The sequence below is a fragment of the Maritalea myrionectae DSM 19524 genome, assembly GCF_000423365.1.
Lineage (GTDB): Bacteria > Pseudomonadota > Alphaproteobacteria > Rhizobiales > Devosiaceae > Maritalea > Maritalea myrionectae.
In genome coordinates this window covers 401,020-420,651 of sequence record NZ_AUHV01000002.1, presented here as the reverse complement: position 1 = coordinate 420,651, position 19,632 = coordinate 401,020, and the positions used below count along the sequence as shown (strand labels likewise).

The 19,632-nt window shown below is 52.4% G+C and carries 21 protein-coding genes; 14 read left to right on the top strand and 7 right to left on the bottom strand.

Annotated elements, in window-relative coordinates; translation table 11 throughout:
• Position 1: 1 nt before the first annotated feature.
• Positions 2–1,132 (top strand): hypothetical protein, encoded by a 1,131-nt coding sequence (locus G549_RS0102175; protein ID WP_027833654.1) that lies wholly within the window; start codon positions 2–4, stop codon positions 1,130–1,132.
• On the opposite strand, the gene G549_RS0102170 is transcribed toward G549_RS0102175, so the two are convergent.
• From G549_RS0102170 to G549_RS0102160, 3 genes are read right to left on the bottom strand one after another with little or no spacing between them, the layout of a single operon-like run.
• A complete protein-coding gene (locus tag G549_RS0102170) occupies positions 1,115–1,876 on the bottom strand; it encodes a lysophospholipid acyltransferase family protein (protein WP_156905452.1) in 762 nt (253 codons plus the stop codon). The genes G549_RS0102175 and G549_RS0102170 overlap by 18 nt on opposite strands.
• Positions 1,877–1,879: 3 nt before the next feature.
• Positions 1,880–2,110: a DUF4170 domain-containing protein gene (locus tag G549_RS0102165; RefSeq protein WP_027833652.1), complete on the bottom strand. Its 231-nt coding sequence runs from the start codon at positions 2,108–2,110 to the stop codon at positions 1,880–1,882.
• Between the two features lie 26 nt (positions 2,111–2,136).
• Positions 2,137–2,949 (bottom strand): 3'(2'),5'-bisphosphate nucleotidase CysQ, encoded by an 813-nt coding sequence (locus G549_RS0102160; protein WP_027833651.1) that lies wholly within the window; start codon positions 2,947–2,949, stop codon positions 2,137–2,139.
• A gap of 323 nt (positions 2,950–3,272) precedes the next feature.
• On the opposite strand from G549_RS0102160, the gene G549_RS0102155 reads away from it, so the two are divergent.
• On the top strand, positions 3,273–3,713 hold the full coding sequence (locus G549_RS0102155) for a DUF6101 family protein (RefSeq protein ID WP_169449593.1): 441 nt from the start codon (positions 3,273–3,275) through the stop codon (positions 3,711–3,713).
• Here G549_RS0102155 and ubiA read toward each other — a convergent pair.
• Positions 3,710–4,642 (bottom strand): 4-hydroxybenzoate octaprenyltransferase, encoded by a 933-nt coding sequence (gene ubiA, locus G549_RS0102150; protein ID WP_027833649.1) that lies wholly within the window; start codon positions 4,640–4,642, stop codon positions 3,710–3,712. The two genes, G549_RS0102155 and ubiA, sit on opposite strands and share 4 nt — an antisense overlap.
• Before the next feature lie 65 nt (positions 4,643–4,707).
• On the opposite strand from ubiA, the gene G549_RS0102145 reads away from it, so the two are divergent.
• Together G549_RS0102145 and G549_RS0102140 are read left to right on the top strand one after the other, a co-directional pair.
• Positions 4,708–5,457, top strand: a complete 750-nt coding sequence (locus tag G549_RS0102145) for a 16S rRNA (uracil(1498)-N(3))-methyltransferase (protein WP_027833648.1) — start codon at positions 4,708–4,710, stop codon at positions 5,455–5,457.
• 92 nt (positions 5,458–5,549) lie between these two features.
• On the top strand, positions 5,550–6,920 hold the full coding sequence (locus tag G549_RS0102140; RefSeq protein ID WP_027833647.1) for a glutamate--cysteine ligase: 1,371 nt from the start codon (positions 5,550–5,552) through the stop codon (positions 6,918–6,920).
• Positions 6,921–7,042: 122 nt separating this feature from the next.
• On the opposite strand, the gene G549_RS0102135 is transcribed toward G549_RS0102140, so the two are convergent.
• From G549_RS0102135 to G549_RS0102125, 3 genes are all read right to left on the bottom strand, one after another.
• The gene (locus G549_RS0102135; RefSeq protein ID WP_027833646.1) at positions 7,043–7,915 is read right to left on the bottom strand and encodes a LysR substrate-binding domain-containing protein; all 873 of its coding nucleotides are present in this window, start codon (positions 7,913–7,915) and stop codon (positions 7,043–7,045) included.
• 172 nt (positions 7,916–8,087) lie between these two features.
• Positions 8,088–9,500: an MATE family efflux transporter gene (locus G549_RS18625; RefSeq protein ID WP_036220830.1), complete on the bottom strand. Its 1,413-nt coding sequence runs from the start codon at positions 9,498–9,500 to the stop codon at positions 8,088–8,090.
• A gap of 133 nt (positions 9,501–9,633) precedes the next feature.
• On the bottom strand, positions 9,634–10,128 hold the full coding sequence (locus G549_RS0102125; RefSeq protein ID WP_027833645.1) for an invasion associated locus B family protein: 495 nt from the start codon (positions 10,126–10,128) through the stop codon (positions 9,634–9,636).
• 368 nt (positions 10,129–10,496) lie between these two features.
• Between G549_RS0102125 and coxB the strand changes: the two genes are divergently transcribed.
• From coxB to G549_RS0102070, 10 genes are all read left to right on the top strand, one after another.
• Positions 10,497–11,402: a cytochrome c oxidase subunit II gene (coxB, locus tag G549_RS0102115; RefSeq protein WP_245985752.1), complete on the top strand. Its 906-nt coding sequence runs from the start codon at positions 10,497–10,499 to the stop codon at positions 11,400–11,402.
• A gap of 79 nt (positions 11,403–11,481) precedes the next feature.
• On the top strand, positions 11,482–13,146 hold the full coding sequence (ctaD, locus tag G549_RS0102110; RefSeq protein WP_027833643.1) for a cytochrome c oxidase subunit I: 1,665 nt from the start codon (positions 11,482–11,484) through the stop codon (positions 13,144–13,146).
• 29 nt (positions 13,147–13,175) lie between these two features.
• On the top strand, positions 13,176–14,111 hold the full coding sequence (locus G549_RS0102105; protein ID WP_027833642.1) for a heme o synthase: 936 nt from the start codon (positions 13,176–13,178) through the stop codon (positions 14,109–14,111).
• On the top strand, positions 14,108–14,266 hold the full coding sequence (locus tag G549_RS21890) for a hypothetical protein (RefSeq protein WP_162889281.1): 159 nt from the start codon (positions 14,108–14,110) through the stop codon (positions 14,264–14,266). Before G549_RS0102105 ends, G549_RS21890 begins: the two co-directional genes overlap by 4 nt.
• A 12-nt stretch (positions 14,267–14,278) precedes the next feature.
• Complete coding sequence (locus G549_RS18620) at positions 14,279–14,821, top strand: cytochrome c oxidase assembly protein (RefSeq protein ID WP_036220828.1); 543 nt, start codon at positions 14,279–14,281, stop codon at positions 14,819–14,821.
• 18 nt (positions 14,822–14,839) lie between these two features.
• The gene (locus G549_RS0102090; RefSeq protein WP_027833641.1) at positions 14,840–15,673 is read left to right on the top strand and encodes a cytochrome c oxidase subunit 3; all 834 of its coding nucleotides are present in this window, start codon (positions 14,840–14,842) and stop codon (positions 15,671–15,673) included.
• A gap of 75 nt (positions 15,674–15,748) precedes the next feature.
• Positions 15,749–16,144 (top strand): DUF983 domain-containing protein, encoded by a 396-nt coding sequence (locus G549_RS0102085; protein WP_027833640.1) that lies wholly within the window; start codon positions 15,749–15,751, stop codon positions 16,142–16,144.
• Positions 16,137–16,931 carry an SURF1 family protein gene (locus tag G549_RS0102080; RefSeq protein WP_027833639.1) on the top strand — a complete coding sequence of 265 codons (795 nt, stop codon included), beginning with the start codon at positions 16,137–16,139 and terminating at the stop codon, positions 16,929–16,931. The genes G549_RS0102085 and G549_RS0102080 overlap by 8 nt, the downstream gene beginning before the upstream one ends.
• 33 nt (positions 16,932–16,964) lie before the next feature.
• On the top strand, positions 16,965–18,368 hold the full coding sequence (gene thrC, locus G549_RS0102075) for a threonine synthase (RefSeq protein ID WP_027833638.1): 1,404 nt from the start codon (positions 16,965–16,967) through the stop codon (positions 18,366–18,368).
• Complete coding sequence (locus tag G549_RS0102070) at positions 18,368–19,630, top strand: M16 family metallopeptidase (protein WP_027833637.1); 1,263 nt, start codon at positions 18,368–18,370, stop codon at positions 19,628–19,630. The genes thrC and G549_RS0102070 overlap by 1 nt, the downstream gene beginning before the upstream one ends.
• Positions 19,631–19,632 lie beyond the last annotated feature (2 nt).

Genomic DNA, 19,632 nt, shown 5'->3' with positions numbered 1-19,632 from the left:
TATGCGCGTTTTGATCATCACCAATGGCATGGGCGAGGACGCCATGGGCGCCGCCCTTGCTAAGGCGCTCGCGCCCCACGGCGAGGTGGAAGCGCTGCCAACGGTTGGTAAGGGTCTCGCCTATGAAGGCATTTGCCCGCTTATGGGACCGCGCGGCCATTTGGCCAGCGAAGGTCACCGCAAGCAAGGCTCGTTGATCAAAGACTTCAAGAATGGTCTGGCGCTCACGGCGTATAAACATGTGCGTTATATGCGCCAGCAGCGAGGACGCTGGGACAAGATTGTTGTTTTGGGCGATATGGTCGGGCTGGCGCTTTGTAAGGCTGGTGGTCATCATGTTGACCTCTATATCGACTGCTATAATTCGGGCTATGCGTCGACCTATTCGTTGATTGAGAAAAATCTCATCAAACGCACCACAGCCAAAACCCTTTGCCGCGACGACATTCTGGCCGGGCAATTGCGCGCTGACGGTTTGGATGCGGGATTTGTCGGTAACATCATGATGGATACGTTGCCCGAGCTCTCGTTCGACGTAACATCACTAATCGAAAACAGAACGCCCATCACATTGCTGCCGGGCAGCCGTGCGGCGGCCAAAAAGTTTTTCGATCTGGAGATCACTGCAGTAGGGCGGCTGAGCAGCAAATATGAGTTGACTGTGCTGGTGCCTGTTGCCCCAACCAGTGACGCAGATGAGCTTATCGGCGCTGCTTCGCTCAAGCCGGTGGCGAAAAACTCTGATGTCGATGCCAGCGATTATCTGGCCAAAGCACTCATGTTTGATGGCACACCAGTGCATTTTTTCAAGCAAGGTATCGGCACGTTGGCGCGCGTATCGCATTTTGTCGCCGGCCAGGCGGGTACGGCGGTGTTTCAAAGCGCTGGGCTGGGTGCGCCCTTCGTCGCTTTGGTGCCACCAGACGCACGTCCATCGCGTGTTGAACGCAATGAACGCCTAATGGGGGAAAGCCGCATAAGCTGTGCAATGAGCGCGGTGGAGATCAGCGCGGCCATGGATCGATTGTTAAGTGACCCCGAAGATGCTGAGCGGCGCGGCCGCATCGGCATGGAGCGCATCGGTCCAGCCGGGGCGCTCGACTATGCGGTGCGCCTAGTCCTCGGCAACTGAAAAAGCTGACCGATCTGGGCGCGGTGGCAGGTCCTTACCATCAGCCAAAAGGAAAGCCCGATCCAAAACATTATCAAGCCGCTTCGCCAGTTCGTTTGAATAAGGCGTCAGGTCTTTAGCTGAGCGTGGCACATAAAGTGGCTCATCCACCACCGCTGAAATGGTGGAAAAAGGATGATTGATCTGCATCTTATCCCACACCTTTTCAAGCACCGATCGCCGGGAGCTTGAAACAGCATAGGGAATAATGGGACGCCCGGAGAAACGGGCCAACAGCGCCACACCATCCGAAACTTGACGACCAGGTACGGGGGGAATGTCGGCTGTGATGCCAATGGACTGGCCATTTTTCATCGCCCGCAGCATTTCGCGCATGGCGGCCATGCCGCCCGTGCCTTCATCCTGCTTTGGATTGGCGCCCGACCCGTCAATATTCGAGCAGCCAAAGCTTTTTGCCGCGGCGGCCACCAGCTGACCATCTGGATGGCGAGAGGTGAGAATGGTCAATTGCTTGGCTTCAGGCACCAATTTCATGCCCAACATGCCTTGCCCGTGCCAGCACACATAAATGGCAGGCATCAAATCTGCGCATTTTTGCTCGGCATCGGGGGGATCATAAACAAATTTGGACGTAGCAGAAGTGAGCCGCAAATAGCCGCCCAAAATATGCCAGCCAATAAAATGGCGAGCCTTGGTGCTGTTCAGCCCGCGCTCGCCATGTTCTTTTTGGATCTGCTCGTTCACCAATTAGCCTTTGGCTTCGGGATCAAGCAAGCGGTGCATGTGCACAATGAAATAACGCATATGAGCGTTATCAACGGTCATTTGTGCCTTCTGCTTCCAAACCGCATAGGCAGCTTGATAGTTGGGATAAACACCCACAATATCAACCTCATCCAAATTGCGGAACGTCACATTTTCCAAATCTTCTAGCTCGCCACCAAAAACCAAGTGCAGCAATTGTTTTTCTTCGCTCATATAAACCCACCATTTATTGTGTTCGTCTATGCTGCCGGACACCCATAGACCTTGCGCAGCACATCATGGACATCGTCTTTTAGCGTCAGGTCAGACATGGCCGCAAGAGCGCCGTGACGAATTTCTTGCTTATTAAAGCGCGGCACACCAAAACATACATCTTCTAAGAAGTGATCGCACTCGGATAATATCAAAGCAGGGGCGGCAATATCCCAATCCTGTGCGCCCCGTCTCGCCACTGCAATATCGAGCACGCCTGTGGCCACCTGCACCAGGCGATAGGCCAAAGAGGGAAGCGCTGGACCGCGCACATAATCAATGCCGCGCTCTTCCAATTCACGATGGACAGCGCCAGGCGCCGGGATGATCGGGCCAGCACCCAGGCGATGCCGGCGCTCAAGCCGCTCTTTATTCAAAAAGGCGCCTTGGCCAACCACCGCTTCATAAAGCTCATCACGGATCGGCGCATATATAACGCAAACAACAGGCACGCCATTTTCCACAATCGCGATGCAGATCGTCCAACTGTCCTCACCACGGATAAACCCGCGGGTGCCATCAATAGGATCGACCACAAAAACCCGCTTCTTTTCCATCCGGATCGGATCATCAGCAGTTTCTTCGCTCAACCAGCCATAATCTGGCCGGGCAGCAGTGAGCATGTTTTTTAAGAAATTATCGACGGCAAAGTCAGCTTCGGTGACAGGCGTCGCGTTATCTTTTGTCCATGTTTTTACATCTTGGCGGAAAAATCCGGTGGCGATGATGCCAGCGCCCACCACAGCATTTCGGACCAATTCCAGATCTTCCATCAATTCTGCAATATCTGGTTGTGCCATCAAAGGCTCCCGAAACCCTAAGAAACATAAGCTCTTCCGTGCGTATGCGAGGCAGAGCATAAAGGCAAGAACCCGCTTGGGTTAATCGCCGGTTACCCACGGTCATAACCTGCTAACCCTTTTGATAACAAGAAAAACTTAACCCAGTTTTTTAAAGGGATGCCAAACCTTGCCTGCTAATTTGGCCTCATAAGAAGAGCGGCAAAAAATTAAAAACAGCTCTCAAGTTAACAGGAAGGCACGAGATAAAAATGGTGCAAGGCAAAACAGTTTCAGGATCTGATTTGATCTTGTTTGGAAATGGTCGGGTGAGTTGGCCCACATTGTCCCCAGCGAATGACAATGGATGCGGTCAGGGTGATGTGCAAACCGTCACCGTGCGCAAAATGCTTTCAAAGAGCGGCGTTCCGATCAAAATCAAAGTTCCAGTTAAAGAGTATTATGGTGTCGCGGTGGCCACGCGTATTTCTGAAGATGGCCTTCTCACCAGCTCAATCGAATTGATCCACGCGGATGATGAACTCAATTATCGCGTGTTTGAAGAAGAGGGCAACCACACCGTGGTGGCTGAATGGCAAAATTGGGGCAAGCAATTGGGCTTGCCGCTGTTTATTCGTTCAGGCAATGGCGGATTGGTGCCTTACTCACAGCATGTGGGTGGCGTTATGGTTGGGCAGGAAACCACACGGCGCAAGCTTGGTCCTGAAGCCAATCGGCGCCCCCGGTTTCTCAACCGTCGTCAGCTGGGCCTTGTGTCCGGTTAAATCGCGTATTCGATATAGAGCGCGAGGGTGAAGCTCAGGCCCACCCAAAAATTGGATTTAAACCGGATCAGGCAGTTTGGTGTCTGGTCCGGTTTCAGTGTGAGGATTTGCCAAGCCAGAATGGCGGGTGCAACCCACATGACCCAATAATAAACCGGCCCCGCACCCGCACCATCTGCGGCCAGAAACCACAAGATCGCCGCGCCTAGATAAAACAGGCCAGAAATCTGTTGCGCATAGTCGCCAAAAAGACGCGCGGTTGATTTTACCCCAATCAACGCATCATCTTCCCGGTCTTGCAGCGCATAAATCGTGTCATAGGCGATGGTCCACAATATTGCGCCCGCATAAAGATAGTAGGCGGGATAATGCAACTCACCAAACATGGCAGCCCAGCCCATCAACGCCCCCCAGTTAAACGCAAGGCCCAAAAACAGCTGCGGCCAATAGGTGATGCGCTTCATAAAGGGATAAATGATCACCAACCCAATGGACGAGAGCCCCAAAATTTTGGTGAAGTCGTTGAATTGCCAAAGAATAACCAGTCCGACCAAACATTGAGCCGCCAAAAAGACGAACGCCTGCGGCACACTGATTTGGCCAGAAGGAATGGGCCGCAACCGCGTCCGCTCCACCTTGCCATCAATATTCCGGTCAACAATGTCATTGAGTGTGCACCCAGCGCCGCGCATGGCGATCGCGCCCAAAAAGAACAGGCCCAAATAGTAAAAGTTGAACCCAGTGGCAGGTCGCGCCACGGCCGCTAGAGCAAGCGAAATAGCACAGGGCCAAAATAGCAGCCAATAGCCGATTGGCCGGTCCCATCGGGCCATCTTGGCATAGGGGTGAATAGCCCGGGGGGCATAGCGATCCACCCAGTTGGTTGCACTTGCATCTGCGATACGTTCAGAATTGGGTTTGTCTTGCATCACTTGCCACTTCCACCTATTCAGTTGCAGTGAACGCTATAATTTAAGCACGGAATGTCAACCTAATGCCGCGCAAACACAAAACTTTACCCCGCCTATTTATTGATCAGCCCTTGGCAACGGGCGATCAATTGAAGCTTGAAAAAGCGCCGTCCAACTATTTGGTCAACGTGTTGCGCTTAAATGAGGGCGATGAGGTGATTCTGTTTAATGGCCAAGATGGGGCATTTCGCGCCACATTGGTGAGCGGGTCAAAAAAGGCGGCGCAGCTTGAGGTGGCAGAGCAAACCAGTGCCCAAACGCCGCCCAGCCAAATCGACTATATTTTTGCCCCCATCAAAACCGCACGGCTGGATTTTATGGTGCAAAAGGCCACGGAGATGGGCGTAAACGCTCTGCGGCCCGTGCAAACCCAACACACCCAAATGTCGCGCATCAATTATGATCGCATGCGGGCCAATGCTGTCGAGGCCGCGGAACAGTGCGAAATCCTCAACGTGCCAACAGTGCACGAAGCGCAAACCTTGGAAAAACTGATCGCCAATTGGGCCAACACCGATCCCGAGCGTAAACTGATTTTTGCGGATGAGGAAACTGACGTCACCGACGCAGCCAAAGCCTTGAAGCCACTGGGCCAAAGCAAAGTGGCCGTGTTGATTGGCCCGGAAGGCGGATTTTCGGAAGCGGAACGCGAGCTATTGCGGGCGCAAAGCTTTTGTGTTCCGATCAGCTTAGGCCCACGCATATTGCGCGCCGATACAGCCGCCATTGTCGCGTTAACACTCGTGCAATCAAATATCGGTGATTTACGATAAAAGGATTGCATCCTAAATTTTCCGCGTTATTGTCGCCTGCATACAATGCGCTGGCACAGCGTGGCAAACATAACAATTCGGACGGACCACCTATGGCCAATGCAGTTGAAAACTCGCCCCTCATTGAATCAAAAGCGGATCTGATTTACGCGCTGGAGAAGGGCTGCAAGCCGAAAAGCGATTGGCGCATTGGCACCGAGCACGAAAAATTTGTGTTCTGCAAAACCAGCCATCAGCCTGTGCCTTATGAAGGCGAAAATGGCATTGGCGCGATTCTCATCGAGATTCAAAAACGCACCAATTGGACACCGCTTTTGGACAAAGGCAATATTATTGGCCTTAAAGACGAAAGCACAGGCGCTTCCATTTCACTGGAGCCGGGCGGGCAGCTAGAGCTGTCTGGCGCACCGCTGGAAGGCCTGCACGATACCTGTTCGGAAACGGGCAATCATTTGCGGCTGCTGCGCGGCATCACAGATAAGCTGAACATCGAGTTTTTGGGGCTTGGCGTTGCCCCCGAATGGTCGCTTGATGATATGCCCATGATGCCCAAATCTCGCTATGGCATCATGAAGCCTTATATGGAGCATGTGGGCACGCTTGGGACGTCAATGATGTTTCGATCTTGCACCGTGCAAGTAAATTTGGATTTCTCGTCCGAGCAGGACATGGTGAAAAAGCTGCGTGCCAGCTTGGCCCTGCAACCAATTGCAACCGCGCTTTTTGCCAACTCGCCCTTTATCGATGGCAAGCCTTCTGGCTATTTGTCCTACCGTGCAAAAATTTGGCAAAACACGGACAATGATCGCACAGGCATGCTGGACTTCGCGTTTGAAGAGGGCATGGGCTTTGAGCGCTACGTCGATTATGCGCTGGATGTGCCGATGTATTTCGTTATGCGCAAGGGCGAGTTCGTCAATTGCGCTGGCGAAAGCTTCCGCGCCTTCTTGAAAGGTGAACTGCCGCAGCTGCCCGGTGAAAAACCGACAATAGCTGACTGGGAAGACCATTTGTCGACCCTGTTCCCTGAAGTTCGCCTCAAAACATTTTTGGAAATGCGCGGCGCGGACGCAGGCCCGTGGGACAGCATATGTGCGCTACCCGCATTGTGGACAGGTCTGCTTTATGATGAAGCAGCACTGGATGGCGCGCTTCAATTGGTCAAAGACTGGACCGCAGAGCAGCGCAATCAATTGCGGACCGATGTTGCCAAGACAGCGCTGGATGCGGAAATCAACGGACGCAAAGTGTTGGACGTCGCAAGAGATGTCTATGATTTGGCAAAGTCCGGATTGGTCGCCCGTGGTCGCAAAAATTATGAGGGGTTTGACGAGTCAGTTTTCCTCAACATGATCAAAACAACGCTCGAAACAGAGAAAACCCCGGCCCAACACATGCTCGATGCCTATGAGGGGCCCTGGGGTGGCGACATCACGAAAATCTACACGGAACGCTTGTTTTAACGCGCTAGGTCTTCCAGCAAAAAATTAAACATGCGGCGCACACAGCGATTGGTTTTTAATGCGCGGTGTGCCAAATGCCAAAGCGAAAAGCTGATCTAGGACCAGATCGGCAAAGATGCCACTTATGCAGCATCTTCCATTGCTTGATCCAACTCGGACTTAATATGCGCAACCAAAGCGCTGTAAATGCCACCATAGGCATTAGCAGCGCGGCGGATCGCAATGTCGGCGGCTTTGAGTGGGGGCAACCCGTCTTTAAGCCCGAGCTTGCGCATTTCTGGCGTGATCGAGCTTTCTGCAAGCACACCAACAGCCAAGCCGGCCATAACCGCGCTGGTGATGGCTGTGGCGTTGGAAGAAGTGTAAGCGACCCGGTAATTGATGCTTGCGTCGCGCAGTGCCATTTCAGCGTTGGTGCGCCAACAGCACTGCTTGTTGCCGCAAGCGATGGGCAGCGGATCTTGCAAATGTGCATCTGAACCGGGACCAATCACCCATGACAAAGGCTCGGTGCGCAACAATTCGCCAGTTTCGTGGCTGGTGCCTTGGGTGAACACGATCAAATCATAATCGCCCTGCTGCAAATCCAAAATAAGCTCTTCTGAAGATTTACATTTCACATCCACCAAAATCTTTGGGTGCGTTTGCTGAAACGAGCTGAGCAGAATGGGCAAGACTTTGACCGCATAATCGTCTGGTATGCCGATCCGAATGGTGCCGGACAAAACATCTGACGAGAACAAATCCTCGACCTCTGCATTGATTTCCAGCATTCGCCGCGCGTGATGGTAAAGCGCATCCCCGGCTCGGGTGAGGGAAATGGAGCGCCCGTCACGCACCAACAAATTTTCGCCTAGTCGTTCTTCCAAGCGTTTGATCTGCATGGACACAGCTGACTGTGTCTTAAACACGCGTCGGGCAGCCTCAGTGAAGCTGCCACAATCGGCAATCACGGCAAAGGTACGCAACTGATCAAGGTCGAGGGGATTGGCCATAGCATTCATCACAGAAATTGATTTGTTCGATGAATACTATTTGTTAGTCGAATGGGGGAAATGTCAATAGTGTACAAGAACCAAACTGGTCCAACCTATATGGTGGGCTGAGTTTGATGAAAACTAACCCCCGAATACTTTGCCGAGCGCCCATAGGCGTCTCGGCCTTTTTTTATGAAGCTGTCGCTTCGGCAGCCTCAGGTGTTTCAGGTGTTTCGGCAGTTTCTTGTGGTGTCTTGCTGTCAGGCGTCAGGCGCTGGATCAGCCAGAATGCGCCGATTACCGGCATAATACCGAATATGACCGCACCAATAGAAGCACCCCAAATGATGCCGGGCAGGCCTGCCCACATGGCGCCAAAATAGATGAAGGGGATCACGCCCAGCGTTTGCCGCGCCCAGTTGGAAAGGGTGGCCAAAAGTGGATAGCCCAGATTGTTGAAGGCCGCATTGGACACAAACAACATGCCGTTGAACAGGAACGAACCTGCCAGCACATTACAGAACAATCGGATGACAATGGCCATCCTGCCTTCGGCTTGATAGATCGCGATGATTTGCTCTTGCGCAATAAACAGCAATCCCCAAGCGATCAATATATAAACGCAATTGAAAATCAGCCCATCGATCAGCGCCTGGCGAACGCGGGTCATTTGCATCGCACCAAAATTTTGCCCAATGATCGGGCCAACAGCCCCGGAAAGGGCAAAGACAACGCCGAATGCGAGGGGGATCAAACGGTCAACGACAGATTGGCCAGCCACGGCGGCATCCCCATATTCGGCGACGGCGCGGGCGATCAAAAAAGCACCAACCGGCGCGGCCAAGTTGGTCACGACCGTTGGGGCCGCGATTTTCAAGATATCAATTAGATCTTTGAAATAGCGGCGGAACTTGGGAACCGTAATCGCCTTGTGAATGCCAATCACAAAATAAAGCCCCAACGCGGCAAACGACACGCGCACAATCGCGGACACGACAGCGGCGCCAACGACTTCCCAGCCCAGGACGAAGATGAAAAACGGGTCGAGCAGGGCGGTCATAATGCCGCCAACCAGCGTAATATACATGGAGCGCTTGGCATCGCCGTGCGCCCGCAATATCCCCATGGTCACAATGCCGATGGCAAAAAATGGTGTCGACGGCAAAACGATATAAAGATATGTGCGCGCGTAATCGAGCGCTTCGCCCGTTGCGCCCAGCATATCCATCAGCCAATCGAGGAGCAAGAAGCCCAGGCCCGCCAGAAGCAGGCCGAATATGGCAACACTAATGATCGATGTGCCAGCATATGATTTTGCGGCTTCTTCGCGTCCCGCGCCAACAGCGCGCGCCACCATGGCCGAGGTGCCAATCATAAAGCCAACTGACATGCCGATGATAAAGGCGAGCACATAGGCCGCGCGTCCCACAGCCGCGGTTTGGCTCGGATCTCCCAATTGGCTAATGTAAAAGAGCGTAATCGCATCGACGAAAAAGATCGACATCAACCCAATCGCCGAAGTGGTCGTCATAATAATGACGTGGCGCATTGTGGAGCCGGTCAGAAAAACAGCATTCTTTGCCGTGGGAGATGCTTCGCTCATGAGATCACTCTTTGTTGTGGCTTGGCGCGAACGCCAAATTGGAACGCCGCATAACTACCCGCAATCGCCTTGGCGGTTCAAGGCAATTCTTGTCGCAACCCGAAAGGGAGCCTGTTTGACTGGTATTTTCTATCTAGGGTAGAGCGTTATAGCCGTCGCTAAAGCCATTCATAGAAACAGGGATGCCGATGCCTTCTTCGGGTGTCTTGAACACCACAAAGAGTGCAGTATCCGCACTCGAAAGCTCTGCGATCAGATCCGGGGTCAACACAACTTCGGCCATGCACCCATTGGGCAAACAGCGGATGAAGGGCGCACGCCCTTTGTCTTCCCCATCAAGCACCAACCCGAGCTGGTTGGGCAACAACACGCCAAGCGGCGCCAGAATACGCAGCAATTGAGTCTGTTTATCAGCGGTTTTCAAAACGATGACGCTCAGCGCAACGCCGGGTTGATCTTCAGCCGTCACATTTTGAATCAGGGCGCACTGTTCAAATGTAGCGCCCGGCGGGGTGTCGCAGGTCATTTGCCAATCGCCATGGTCGCCTTTCACCACGCCCTGTGCGTTCGCACTGGTCACAACCAGCCCAGCCATAAGCACACCAATAAATAGCTTGATCAAACGCATAATGAGACGATTCCTTTACCCCGAATGGTTTTTTGAATTTGCGACCTTTATCTACAACAGTCAATCGAGCCGCGATGGAATAGCGTGCTTATTCACATGGCAAAATTGCGGCGCGGCGCTGCTTAAATAGGTCTTGCGGACAGCAAAATTCCATAAAAATGTGCAAAAAGTGCCCAAAACTGTCGATTGCAGCCATATGACGCACCGAATTTTGCGGGTTTGGAATTGCTTTGCGCCTTCTGTTATGGTTTTAGTCTGTTTCGAGATTCTGCGCTTTTAGGGCGTAACGCGAATTGACAAGTGTATTCACCTACACTTATGCGTTACCGTCGAAAAAGGGCTTAAACATGTCGCAAAGGGAGACTGGCGTGAGCAAACTTCTTGCACGTCTGGCTAAAATAACATCTGCAATCACATTGGGGCTTTTGCCCACCGCCGCTTTGGCGCAAAACGGGCAGCCAGAGCCCGGCGCAATCGGCCTGCAAGAATCTGTAACACCAATTATGGACTCAACGATTGCCTTTCATAATGGTTTGTTGATGTGGATCATCACTCTTATAACCATTTTTGTAACCGGCTTATTGATCTGGGTCATTGTGCGTTACAATAAACGGGCAAATCCAACACCATCCAAATTCACCCACAATACATTGGTTGAAATTGTCTGGACTGTTGTGCCGATCATTATTCTGATCGTGATTGCGGTGCCATCATTCGGTGTGCTTTCAGACCAAATGACAGTGCCAGATGGTGAGCGCAAATACCTTGGCTCAAACATCTTCTCCCGCGATGGCGGCGAAGTCGTGCCCGCTCCAGAGCTGACAATTCGCGTTTCCGGCCAGCAATGGTATTGGGATTATGAATATCCCGACCTGAACAATGCAGCCTATTCTTCATATATGTTGACCAAAGAAGAAATCGCCGAGCAAAAGCCAGGCCAGCCCTATTTGTTGGCCGTGGACAATGAGTTGGTGGTTCCCGTTGACACAACTGTACGCGTTGAAGTGACCGCTGGCGATGTGATCCACGCTTTCGCCGTGCCTGCATTTGGCAACAAGACAGATGCGGTGCCAGGTCGTTTGAACGAAACATGGTTCAATGTGCGTAAAGAAGGGCTTTACTACGGTCAGTGTTCTGAACTTTGCGGTAAAGACCACGCCTTTATGCCAATTGCAGTGCGGGTTGTTTCAAAAGAAGAATTCGCGGCATGGGCTGAGATTATGGAAGCCGAAGACGATGTCGAGGCTGCGAACGAGACTTTGGCGAGCCTTTAAGGCCCGCCGCTAATTTTGCCGCCCAAGAGGGGTCTCAAGGGGGATCTTCGGGCGTTAAGGAAAGAGGCAAGGAAAGCAAATGGCGAACGCAACTGCTGCCCAAAATTCACATGATGCGCATGACCACCCAACGGGTTGGAAGCGTTATGTTTATTCAACCAACCATAAAGACATCGGCACGATGTACCTGATCTTTGCGATCATCGCAGGGATCATCGGTGGCGCGCTGTCTGGCTTTATGCGCTGGGAATTGGCTGAACCGGGTATTCAAATTTTCCCTGGCTTGGCATCGATAGTTTATGGTGCTGATTGGCAAAGCGCGGCTGCGCTTGACGCTGGTAAGCACATGTACAATGTGTTCACCACCGCGCACGGCTTGATCATGGTGTTCTTTGTGGTGATGCCTGCCCTAATCGGCGGCTACTCCAACTGGTTTGTGCCATTGATGATTGGTGCACCGGATATGGCGTTCCCACGCATGAACAACATCTCATTCTGGTTGTTGCCTCCGGCATTCATCCTATTGCTGATGTCCATGTTCTTTGAGGGCCCTCCAGGTGGTATGGGCACGGGTGGTGGCTGGACCGTTTATCCGCCATTGTCCACTTCTGGCCAACCTGGCCCGGCAATGGACTTCGCCATTTTGTCGCTGCACGTCGCCGGTGCATCTTCAATTCTGGGTGCCATCAACTTCATCACAACCATCTTCAACATGCGCGCTCCTGGCATGACATTGCACAAGATGCCATTGTTCCCATGGTCAATTTTGGTCACAGCCTTCTTGTTGTTGTTGTCTCTGCCTGTTTTGGCTGGCGCCATCACCATGTTGTTGACGGACCGTAACTTCGGCACCACCTTCTTCGATCCTGCAGGTGGCGGTGATCCAATCTTGTTCCAGCACTTGTTCTGGTTCTTTGGTCACCCTGAAGTGTACATTATGATCTTGCCTGGCTTTGGTATTGTGTCACACATTGTTTCAACCTTCTCGCGCAAGCCAGTATTCGGCTATTTGGCGATGGTTTATGCGATGGTTGCGATTGGCTTTGTGGGCTTTATCGTGTGGGCGCACCACATGTACACCACAGGCATTTCGCTTGATACACAGCGCTACTTCGTGTTCGCCACAATGGTGATCGCGGTGCCAACAGGGGTGAAAATCTTCTCCTGGATTGCCACCATGTGGGGCGGCTCCATTGAGTTCCGCACACCAATGTTGTGGGCCATCGGCTTTATCTTCTTGTTCACCGTTGGTGGTGTGACAGGTGTGGTATTGGCCAACGCTGGTGCTGACCGTTCATTGCACGACACATACTATGTGGTCGCACACTTCCACTACGTGCTGTCCCTTGGTGCCGTGTTCGCAATCTTTGCGGCTTGGTACTACTGGTACCCAAAAATGTTCGGCTATATGTACAATGAAACATTGGGCAAGCTGCACTTCTGGGTCATGTTCATTGGTGTGAACCTGATCTTCTTCCCGCAGCACTTCCTCGGGTTGAATGGTATGCCACGTCGTTACATCGACTATCCTGAAGCGTTTGCTTATTGGAACATGGTGTCCTCGATCGGTTATCTGATCATGGCTTTGGGCTTGGTCTTCTTCTTCGCTGGTATCGTTGAATCAGTCATGAAGAAGCGCAAAGCTGGCGATAACCCATGGGGCGAAGGTGCAACCACACTTGAGTGGACATTGCCTTCACCACCACCATTCCACCAGTTCGAAACTTTGCCAAAAGTTAAGTAATCGAACCGGATAGGTAAGGAAAAGAGACAATGGCCTATATTGGCAATCAAAGTGACAACACGAGCTGGGGCGGCGCGGAAGTCGAAGACTATTTCGCGCTCCTGAAGCCACGTGTGATGTCATTGGTGATTTTCACGGCCATTGTCGGTTTGTTGATCGCGCCGGGCACATTGCACCCGCTTCTCGCATTCGTTGCAATTCTGTGCATCGCAATCGGGGCAGGGGCATCTGGCGCGCTCAATATGTGGTATGACGCTGATATTGACGCGGTCATGAGCCGCACAATCAATCGGCCGATTCCCGCAGGGCGCGTAACACGCCAGGAAGCACTCGGCTTTGGCCTTGTGTTGTCATTCTTCTCTGTTGCTATTCTTGGGCTGGTGACCAACTGGGTCGCCGCGGGATTGCTCGCCTTTACCATTTTCTTCTACGCGGTGATTTACACCATGTGGTTGAAGCGGTGGACGCCGCAAAACATCGTCATTGGTGGCGCCGCAGGTGCTTTCCCCCCAATGATTGGCTGGGCTGCTGTTACAGGCACAGTGACTATTGAAAGCACAATTTTGTTCTTGATTACGTTTTTGTGGACGCCGCCCCATTTCTGGGCATTGGCGCTCTATAAAAAGGGTGACTACGAACAAGCGGGTATCCCGATGCTGCCGAATGTGGCTGGAGAGCGGAACACGCAACATCAAATATTGATCTACACATTGGTTCTGGCTGCAATTTCCGTTGCGCCGACCTTGTTGGGATTTGCAAGTTTGGCCTACGGCTTTGTCGCTGGTGGCTTGAGTGCAGCATTCACGTTCTATGCGGTGAAACTTTGGTTGCAAAAGGATAATGTGGCGCTGAAAAAAGCTGCCCGTCAGCTCTTTGCGTTCTCGCTGATCTATTTGTTCGTGGTCTATTTGGTGCTGCTCGCTGATGTGAGTGTCGCCAACTACTTTGGAGGCATCGGCGCATGAGTGAAGATGTTAAGCTGACAGAAGAAGAGAAAATCGCCAAACGCCGCCGCAAGCGTTCAATCGCGCTCGCCTTGGTTCTGGGCTTTTTGGCGATCCTGTTCTATGCCGTCACCATTGTGAAAATCGGCCCGGCCATTTTCCAGCGGCCATTGTAGGGAACACGCGTAATGGCACATGTCGACACACAACATCACGGAAATCGATCCAATAAGCGCATTGCTTATGGTTTGGTGCTGGTTGTTGCGTTGATGGTGGGCATGGCCTATGCGGCGGTGCCGCTCTATCAGATTTTCTGTCAGGTCACTGGCTATGGCGGCACAACTCAGCGCGCGGAAGACGGTGTGATTTCAACAATCGACCGCGAGATGGCAGTGCGCTTCGCAGCGCAGGTCGACGCTGATTTACCGGTTAAAATAGTGCCTGCGGCAACGCAAGTCGATAAAATTGGTAAGAAAATTACAGTGACTTATGAGGCCACAAACCTCACGGATGAGCCTGTCAAAACTGTTGCGAGCTTCAATGTGACACCCGCGTCCATGGGAGCATACTTCAACAAGATTGAGTGTTTTTGTTTCACCGAGCAAACCCTTGCGCCGAATGAAACAGTACAAATGCCGGTTCTTTATTATTTGGATCCGGAGCTGGATTTAAACGACGAGCTTGATACAATTCGGGAAATCACGCTCTTTTATGCATTCCATGCTTCATAAGATTGGGAGAAGCTAAATATGGCCGCACACGCCAAAAATCATGATTATCACTTGGTCGACCCAAGCCCATGGCCATTTATCGGGTCTGTTTCAGCGCTTGTTATGGCAATTGGCGGTATCGCTTGGATGCAAGACTGGACGCCATATATCTTTTTCATTGGCCTCGCCGGTGTTCTTTACACGATGTATGGCTGGTGGAGTGATGTGATCAAAGAAAGCCATGCAGGCGATCACACTCCGGTTGTGCAATTGCACCACCGCTACGGCATGATCTTGTTCATTGTGTCTGAAATCATGTTCTTCGTGGCGTGGTTCTGGGCCTATTTCGACATGTTCTTCTATGTGGATGAAGCACAGCAGATCGGCCGTGTTGCCGCCACGGGTGGCCACTGGCCGCCAGAAGGTGTTGAGCTGTTTGATCCATGGCACCTGCCAATCTTCAACACATTGTTGTTGTTGACCTCTGGCATGACGGTCACTTGGGCACACCACTCCTTGCTCGCAGACGATCGCAATGGCTTGAAATGGGGCTTGGTGCTCACAGTAATTTTGGGTGCATTGTTCACCTATGTGCAAGCCGTTGAATATGTGTCTGCTGGCTTCAGCTTCTCAGGCAATATCTATGGCGCCACATTCTTCATGGCGACAGGTTTCCACGGCTTCCACGTGCTGGTCGGTACGATCTTCTTGCTGGTTTGCTTGTTCCGCGCCCTTTCTGGCCACTTCAACTCCAAGCAACATCTTGGTTTTGAATTTGCCGCTTGGTATTGGCACTTTGTGGATGTGGTTTGGCTCTTCTTGTTTGCCTCCATCTATGTTTGGGGCGCATGGGGCGTCGCCATTTCCCACTAAGGGAACGGCACGAAGGTTTAAGAAGGGCGCGCCGTTGGTCGCGCCCTTTCTGTTTGTAGGGCAAAGGCAAGACAAGTGACAGAACATCAAGAAACATCACCATTTTATGCCGGCCTGCGCTGCCGTTGTCCGCGTTGCGGCGAAGGAAACCTGTTGCGTGGCTTCTTAAAGGTTGAGGACCATTGCGAGAGTTGTGGCCTGTCCTACAACTTTGCGGATAGCGGCGATGGTCCAGCCGTGTTCATCATGATGATTGTCGGATTTCTAGTTGTAGGGGCAGCCCTGGTGGTTGAAGTCAGCTTCTCCCCGCCGATCTTGGTCCATCTGCTGCTGTGGATTCCGGCCACACTCATCTTGAGTTTTGCGCTGCTGCGGCCACTCAAAGGGTTGATGATCGCCCTTCAATATAAAAATGACGCCCAGGAAGCCAAATGGGCAGATGACGATGAAGAGGAAAAGCCTAATGAGTGACGCCAAAAAAGACCTGCGGCAAACTGGATTGGGCAAAGCCTTTTTCGTTGGCTTTTTGCTTGTCTGCATGATTCTGTTTTTGGCACTTGGCTTTTGGCAAATGGATCGGCTGCAATGGAAAGAGCAACTGATCGCCTCGGCAAATGAACGGCTGAATGCCGAACGCAGTGAAGTGCCCGATCAAAGCCAATGGGCTACCCTTGATCCGGATCGGTTTGATTTTCAAAAAGTGAGTCTGACGGGCGAATTTTTAGAGTGTTGTGAGGCGCGGGTTTTCATCTCGCTGCCCAAAAAGCGTGATCGCTATTCTGGCCCGGGCTACTGGATTGTGACGCCGTTTCAGCTTGAAGAAGGCGGCGTTGTTTATGTCAATCGCGGCTTTGCCCCTCAGGAGATGACTTTACCCGATGCCGAATATGCGCAAGCGCCGAAAGGCAAGCAGGAACTGCAAGGCTATATGCGACGACCTGAACGTGTGGGCAGCGCGACATTGGAACCTGACCTGGCCAAGCAAGTGGATTGGGTGATTAACCCGGCACGGCTCCAGAACGTCATGTTTCCGGAGCTTGAAAATGTGGCGCCGTTTTACGTCAATTTGTCTAGCCCGGTGGCGAGTGATTTGCCGCAAGCCGCGTCGGATGCAGCGCTTGATTTCAGCAACCGACACCTTGAATATGCCTTCACATGGTTTGGTCTTGCCGCGCTCATGCCAATATTGGCAATTTTTTGGCTTATTCGCACCCGTCGCCCCCGGCAAGAACTTGCGAAATCGAAATCAGAAGAATAGGGTGCCCCCTCAAAACCACCTTCGGACGATCTTATGCAATATGTAAGTACGCGCGGTGATGCACCGCGATTGGGTTTTTGTGACGCAGTCCTTGCGGGCCTCGCCAGAGATGGCGGTCTCTACCTGCCGGAAAGCTGGCCGCAAATAAGCGCAGATCAAATCGCTGGCATGGCAAACCGCCCCTTCGCCGATATCGCCTTTGAAGTCATTTCACCCTTCGTGGATGGCGAAATTGACGACGACACCCTGCGCGGCATGTTGAACGCGGCTTATGGCACGTTCCGCCACGATGCTGTGGCGCCTCTGGTGCAGCTTGAGCCTGGCCACTTTGTGTTGGAACTGTTCCATGGGCCAACGCTCGCCTTTAAAGATGTGGCCATGCAGTTTTTGGCGCGTGTCATGGATCATATCCTTGGCCAACGCAATCAGCGGGCAACCATTGTTGGCGCCACATCTGGCGACACAGGTTCCGCCGCCATCGAAGCGTTTCGCGGCCGCGACAACACCGATATTTTCATTCTTCACCCCAAAGGCATGGTCTCCCCGGTGCAGCAGCGCCAAATGACCACGGTGCTTGACGACAATGTGTTCAACATTGCCCTTGAAGGCAATTTCGATGATTGCCAGACCATCGTCAAAGACATGTTCAACAATCATCATTTCCGGGATTCAGTGTTGCTGTCGGGTGTGAACTCCATCAATTGGGGCCGCATTGTCGCGCAGGTGGTTTATTATTTCACCGCCGCTGCCGCATTGGGGGCACCCCATCGGCAAATCAGCTTTACGGTGCCCACGGGCAACTTCGGCGACATCTTTGCCGGCTATGTGGCCAAGCGCATGGGATTGCCGATCAAAAGCCTGATCATTGCGACGAACGAAAATGACATTCTGCGCCGCACGCTGGACGAGGGGCGCTATGAAATGGATGGCGTGGCCGCAACCACCAGCCCATCGATGGATATTCAGATTTCGTCAAATTTCGAACGCCTTTTGTTCGAAGCAGCAGGGCGCGACGCAGAATTGGTCAAACGCCAAATGGCGCAATTGAAACAATCTGGCGGGTTCGAACTAACCGCCACAGAAATCAACGCCATTCGCGCTGAGTTTGTCGCTGGCACCGCAAACCAGGGCCGGACCGAACAGGTGCAAGCTGCCACGTTGGAAAATTGTGGCTATTTGCTCGATCCACACACCGCCGTTGCGGTGGCGGTCGCCCAAGAAAATTTGAACACGTCCACGCCGATGGTGTCACTTTCGACAGCCCATCCGGCTAAATTTCCAGCTGCTGTGAAAGCGGCAACAAAAATCGACCCGGCGCTGCCCGATTGGTTGAGCGATCTCTATGAGCGTGAAGAGCGCTATGATGTGATCGCGAATAGCCAAACTGAAGTTGAAAACTTCATCAAAACGCGTTGCCGCGCCAATAAGGAGAGCTAATGCCTTTACGATCAACCACCCTTGATAGTGGAATGACTGTGATCACCCATTCCATGCCGAGCCTCGAAAGTGCGTCTGTGGGCGTATGGGTTAAATCCGGCTCCCGGTGCGAAACCGAACAAGAGCACGGCATTTCGCACCTGCTGGAACATATGGCGTTCAAGGGAACACAGACCCGATCAGCCCGGCAAATTGCCGAAGAGATTGAAAATGTGGGCGGTGATGTCAATGCGGCCACCAGCATTGAAAACACAGGCTACTTTTCCCGTGTGTTGAAAGAAGATGTCGGCCTAGCCGCTGATATTCTATCGGACATTTTGCAAAATTCTCGTTTTAGCGAGGATGAACTGATCCGCGAAAAACACGTGATTTTGCAAGAAATCGGCGCCAGCCATGACGCGCCGGATGATTATGTGTTTGATCTGTTCCAGGAAGCTGCTTTTGAAGATCAGGCCATTGGCCGTTCAATCTTGGGTACGACCGATTCAGTGGAAAGCTTCACACCAGACGCCATCCGCGCCTATATGGACCGAATGTATGTTGGTGACCGTATGGTGATGAGCGCCGCCGGCAATGTCGACCATGATCAGCTTGTGGACATCGCCGCGAGCAAATTCCCAAACTTGAAAACCAGCGGCGCGCCAGACCCTGTTGAAGCGAAGTTTACCGGCGGCGAGCGTCGTTTGAACCGCGATCATGAGCAGGCGCACATTCTGATCGGGGTGGAAGGTCGTCCCTATCACCACGATGGTTTCTACGCGTCACAAATCTTGTCCTCAATTCTGGGCGGCGGCATGAGTTCTCGCCTGTTTCAAGAAGTGCGTGAAAAGCGCGGTTTGTGCTATTCCATTTTCGCCTTCCATTGGGCGTTTGCGGATACGGGCATTTTTGGCGTGTCCATGGCTACCGGCGATGAGGATGTAAATGAGTTGATGCCGGTCGTGCTGGACCAATTGCACCAAGCCACCCAAAACATCACCGAAGAAGAAGTGCTGCGTGTGCGCAACCAAATCCGTGCGGGCCTGCTGATGTCGCTTGAGCGGCCATCTTCTCGTGCGGGCCAGCTTGCGCGCCAACAACTGTTGTGGGGCCGTCCGATTTCATTGGAAGAAACGGTAGAACGGATCAACCGCATTGATGCGGATCGGGTGATGGAAGTTGCAGCGCAGCTGTTCCACAATGCAAAGCCCGTTGTATCTGCCATTGGGCCACTTGATCATTTTCCAACATATGATCGCATTGAAGACGGGCTGAAAAGCTAAGG

Excerpts from the sequence above, each read along its gene's own strand:
- G549_RS0102175 (WP_027833654.1), top strand. The coding sequence starts at position 2 with ATGCGCGTTTTGATCATCACCAATGGCATGGGCGAGGACGCCATGGGC.
- G549_RS0102165 (WP_027833652.1), bottom strand. The coding sequence starts at position 2,110 with ATGAGCGAAGAAAAACAATTGCTGCACTTGGTTTTTGGTGGCGAGCTA.
- G549_RS0102160 (WP_027833651.1), bottom strand. The coding sequence starts at position 2,949 with ATGGCACAACCAGATATTGCAGAATTGATGGAAGATCTGGAATTGGTC.
- ubiA (WP_027833649.1), bottom strand. The coding sequence starts at position 4,642 with ATGCAAGACAAACCCAATTCTGAACGTATCGCAGATGCAAGTGCAACC.
- G549_RS0102145 (WP_027833648.1), top strand. The coding sequence starts at position 4,708 with ATGCCGCGCAAACACAAAACTTTACCCCGCCTATTTATTGATCAGCCC.
- G549_RS0102140 (WP_027833647.1), top strand. The coding sequence starts at position 5,550 with ATGGCCAATGCAGTTGAAAACTCGCCCCTCATTGAATCAAAAGCGGAT.
- G549_RS0102135 (WP_027833646.1), bottom strand. The coding sequence starts at position 7,915 with ATGGCCAATCCCCTCGACCTTGATCAGTTGCGTACCTTTGCCGTGATT.
- G549_RS18625 (WP_036220830.1), bottom strand. The coding sequence starts at position 9,500 with ATGAGCGAAGCATCTCCCACGGCAAAGAATGCTGTTTTTCTGACCGGC.
- G549_RS0102125 (WP_027833645.1), bottom strand. The coding sequence starts at position 10,128 with ATGCGTTTGATCAAGCTATTTATTGGTGTGCTTATGGCTGGGCTGGTT.
- ctaD (WP_027833643.1), top strand. The coding sequence starts at position 11,482 with ATGGCGAACGCAACTGCTGCCCAAAATTCACATGATGCGCATGACCAC.
- G549_RS0102105 (WP_027833642.1), top strand. The coding sequence starts at position 13,176 with ATGGCCTATATTGGCAATCAAAGTGACAACACGAGCTGGGGCGGCGCG.
- G549_RS21890 (WP_162889281.1), top strand. The coding sequence starts at position 14,108 with ATGAGTGAAGATGTTAAGCTGACAGAAGAAGAGAAAATCGCCAAACGC.
- G549_RS18620 (WP_036220828.1), top strand. The coding sequence starts at position 14,279 with ATGGCACATGTCGACACACAACATCACGGAAATCGATCCAATAAGCGC.
- G549_RS0102090 (WP_027833641.1), top strand. The coding sequence starts at position 14,840 with ATGGCCGCACACGCCAAAAATCATGATTATCACTTGGTCGACCCAAGC.
- G549_RS0102080 (WP_027833639.1), top strand. The coding sequence starts at position 16,137 with ATGAGTGACGCCAAAAAAGACCTGCGGCAAACTGGATTGGGCAAAGCC.
- thrC (WP_027833638.1), top strand. The coding sequence starts at position 16,965 with ATGCAATATGTAAGTACGCGCGGTGATGCACCGCGATTGGGTTTTTGT.
- G549_RS0102070 (WP_027833637.1), top strand. The coding sequence starts at position 18,368 with ATGCCTTTACGATCAACCACCCTTGATAGTGGAATGACTGTGATCACC.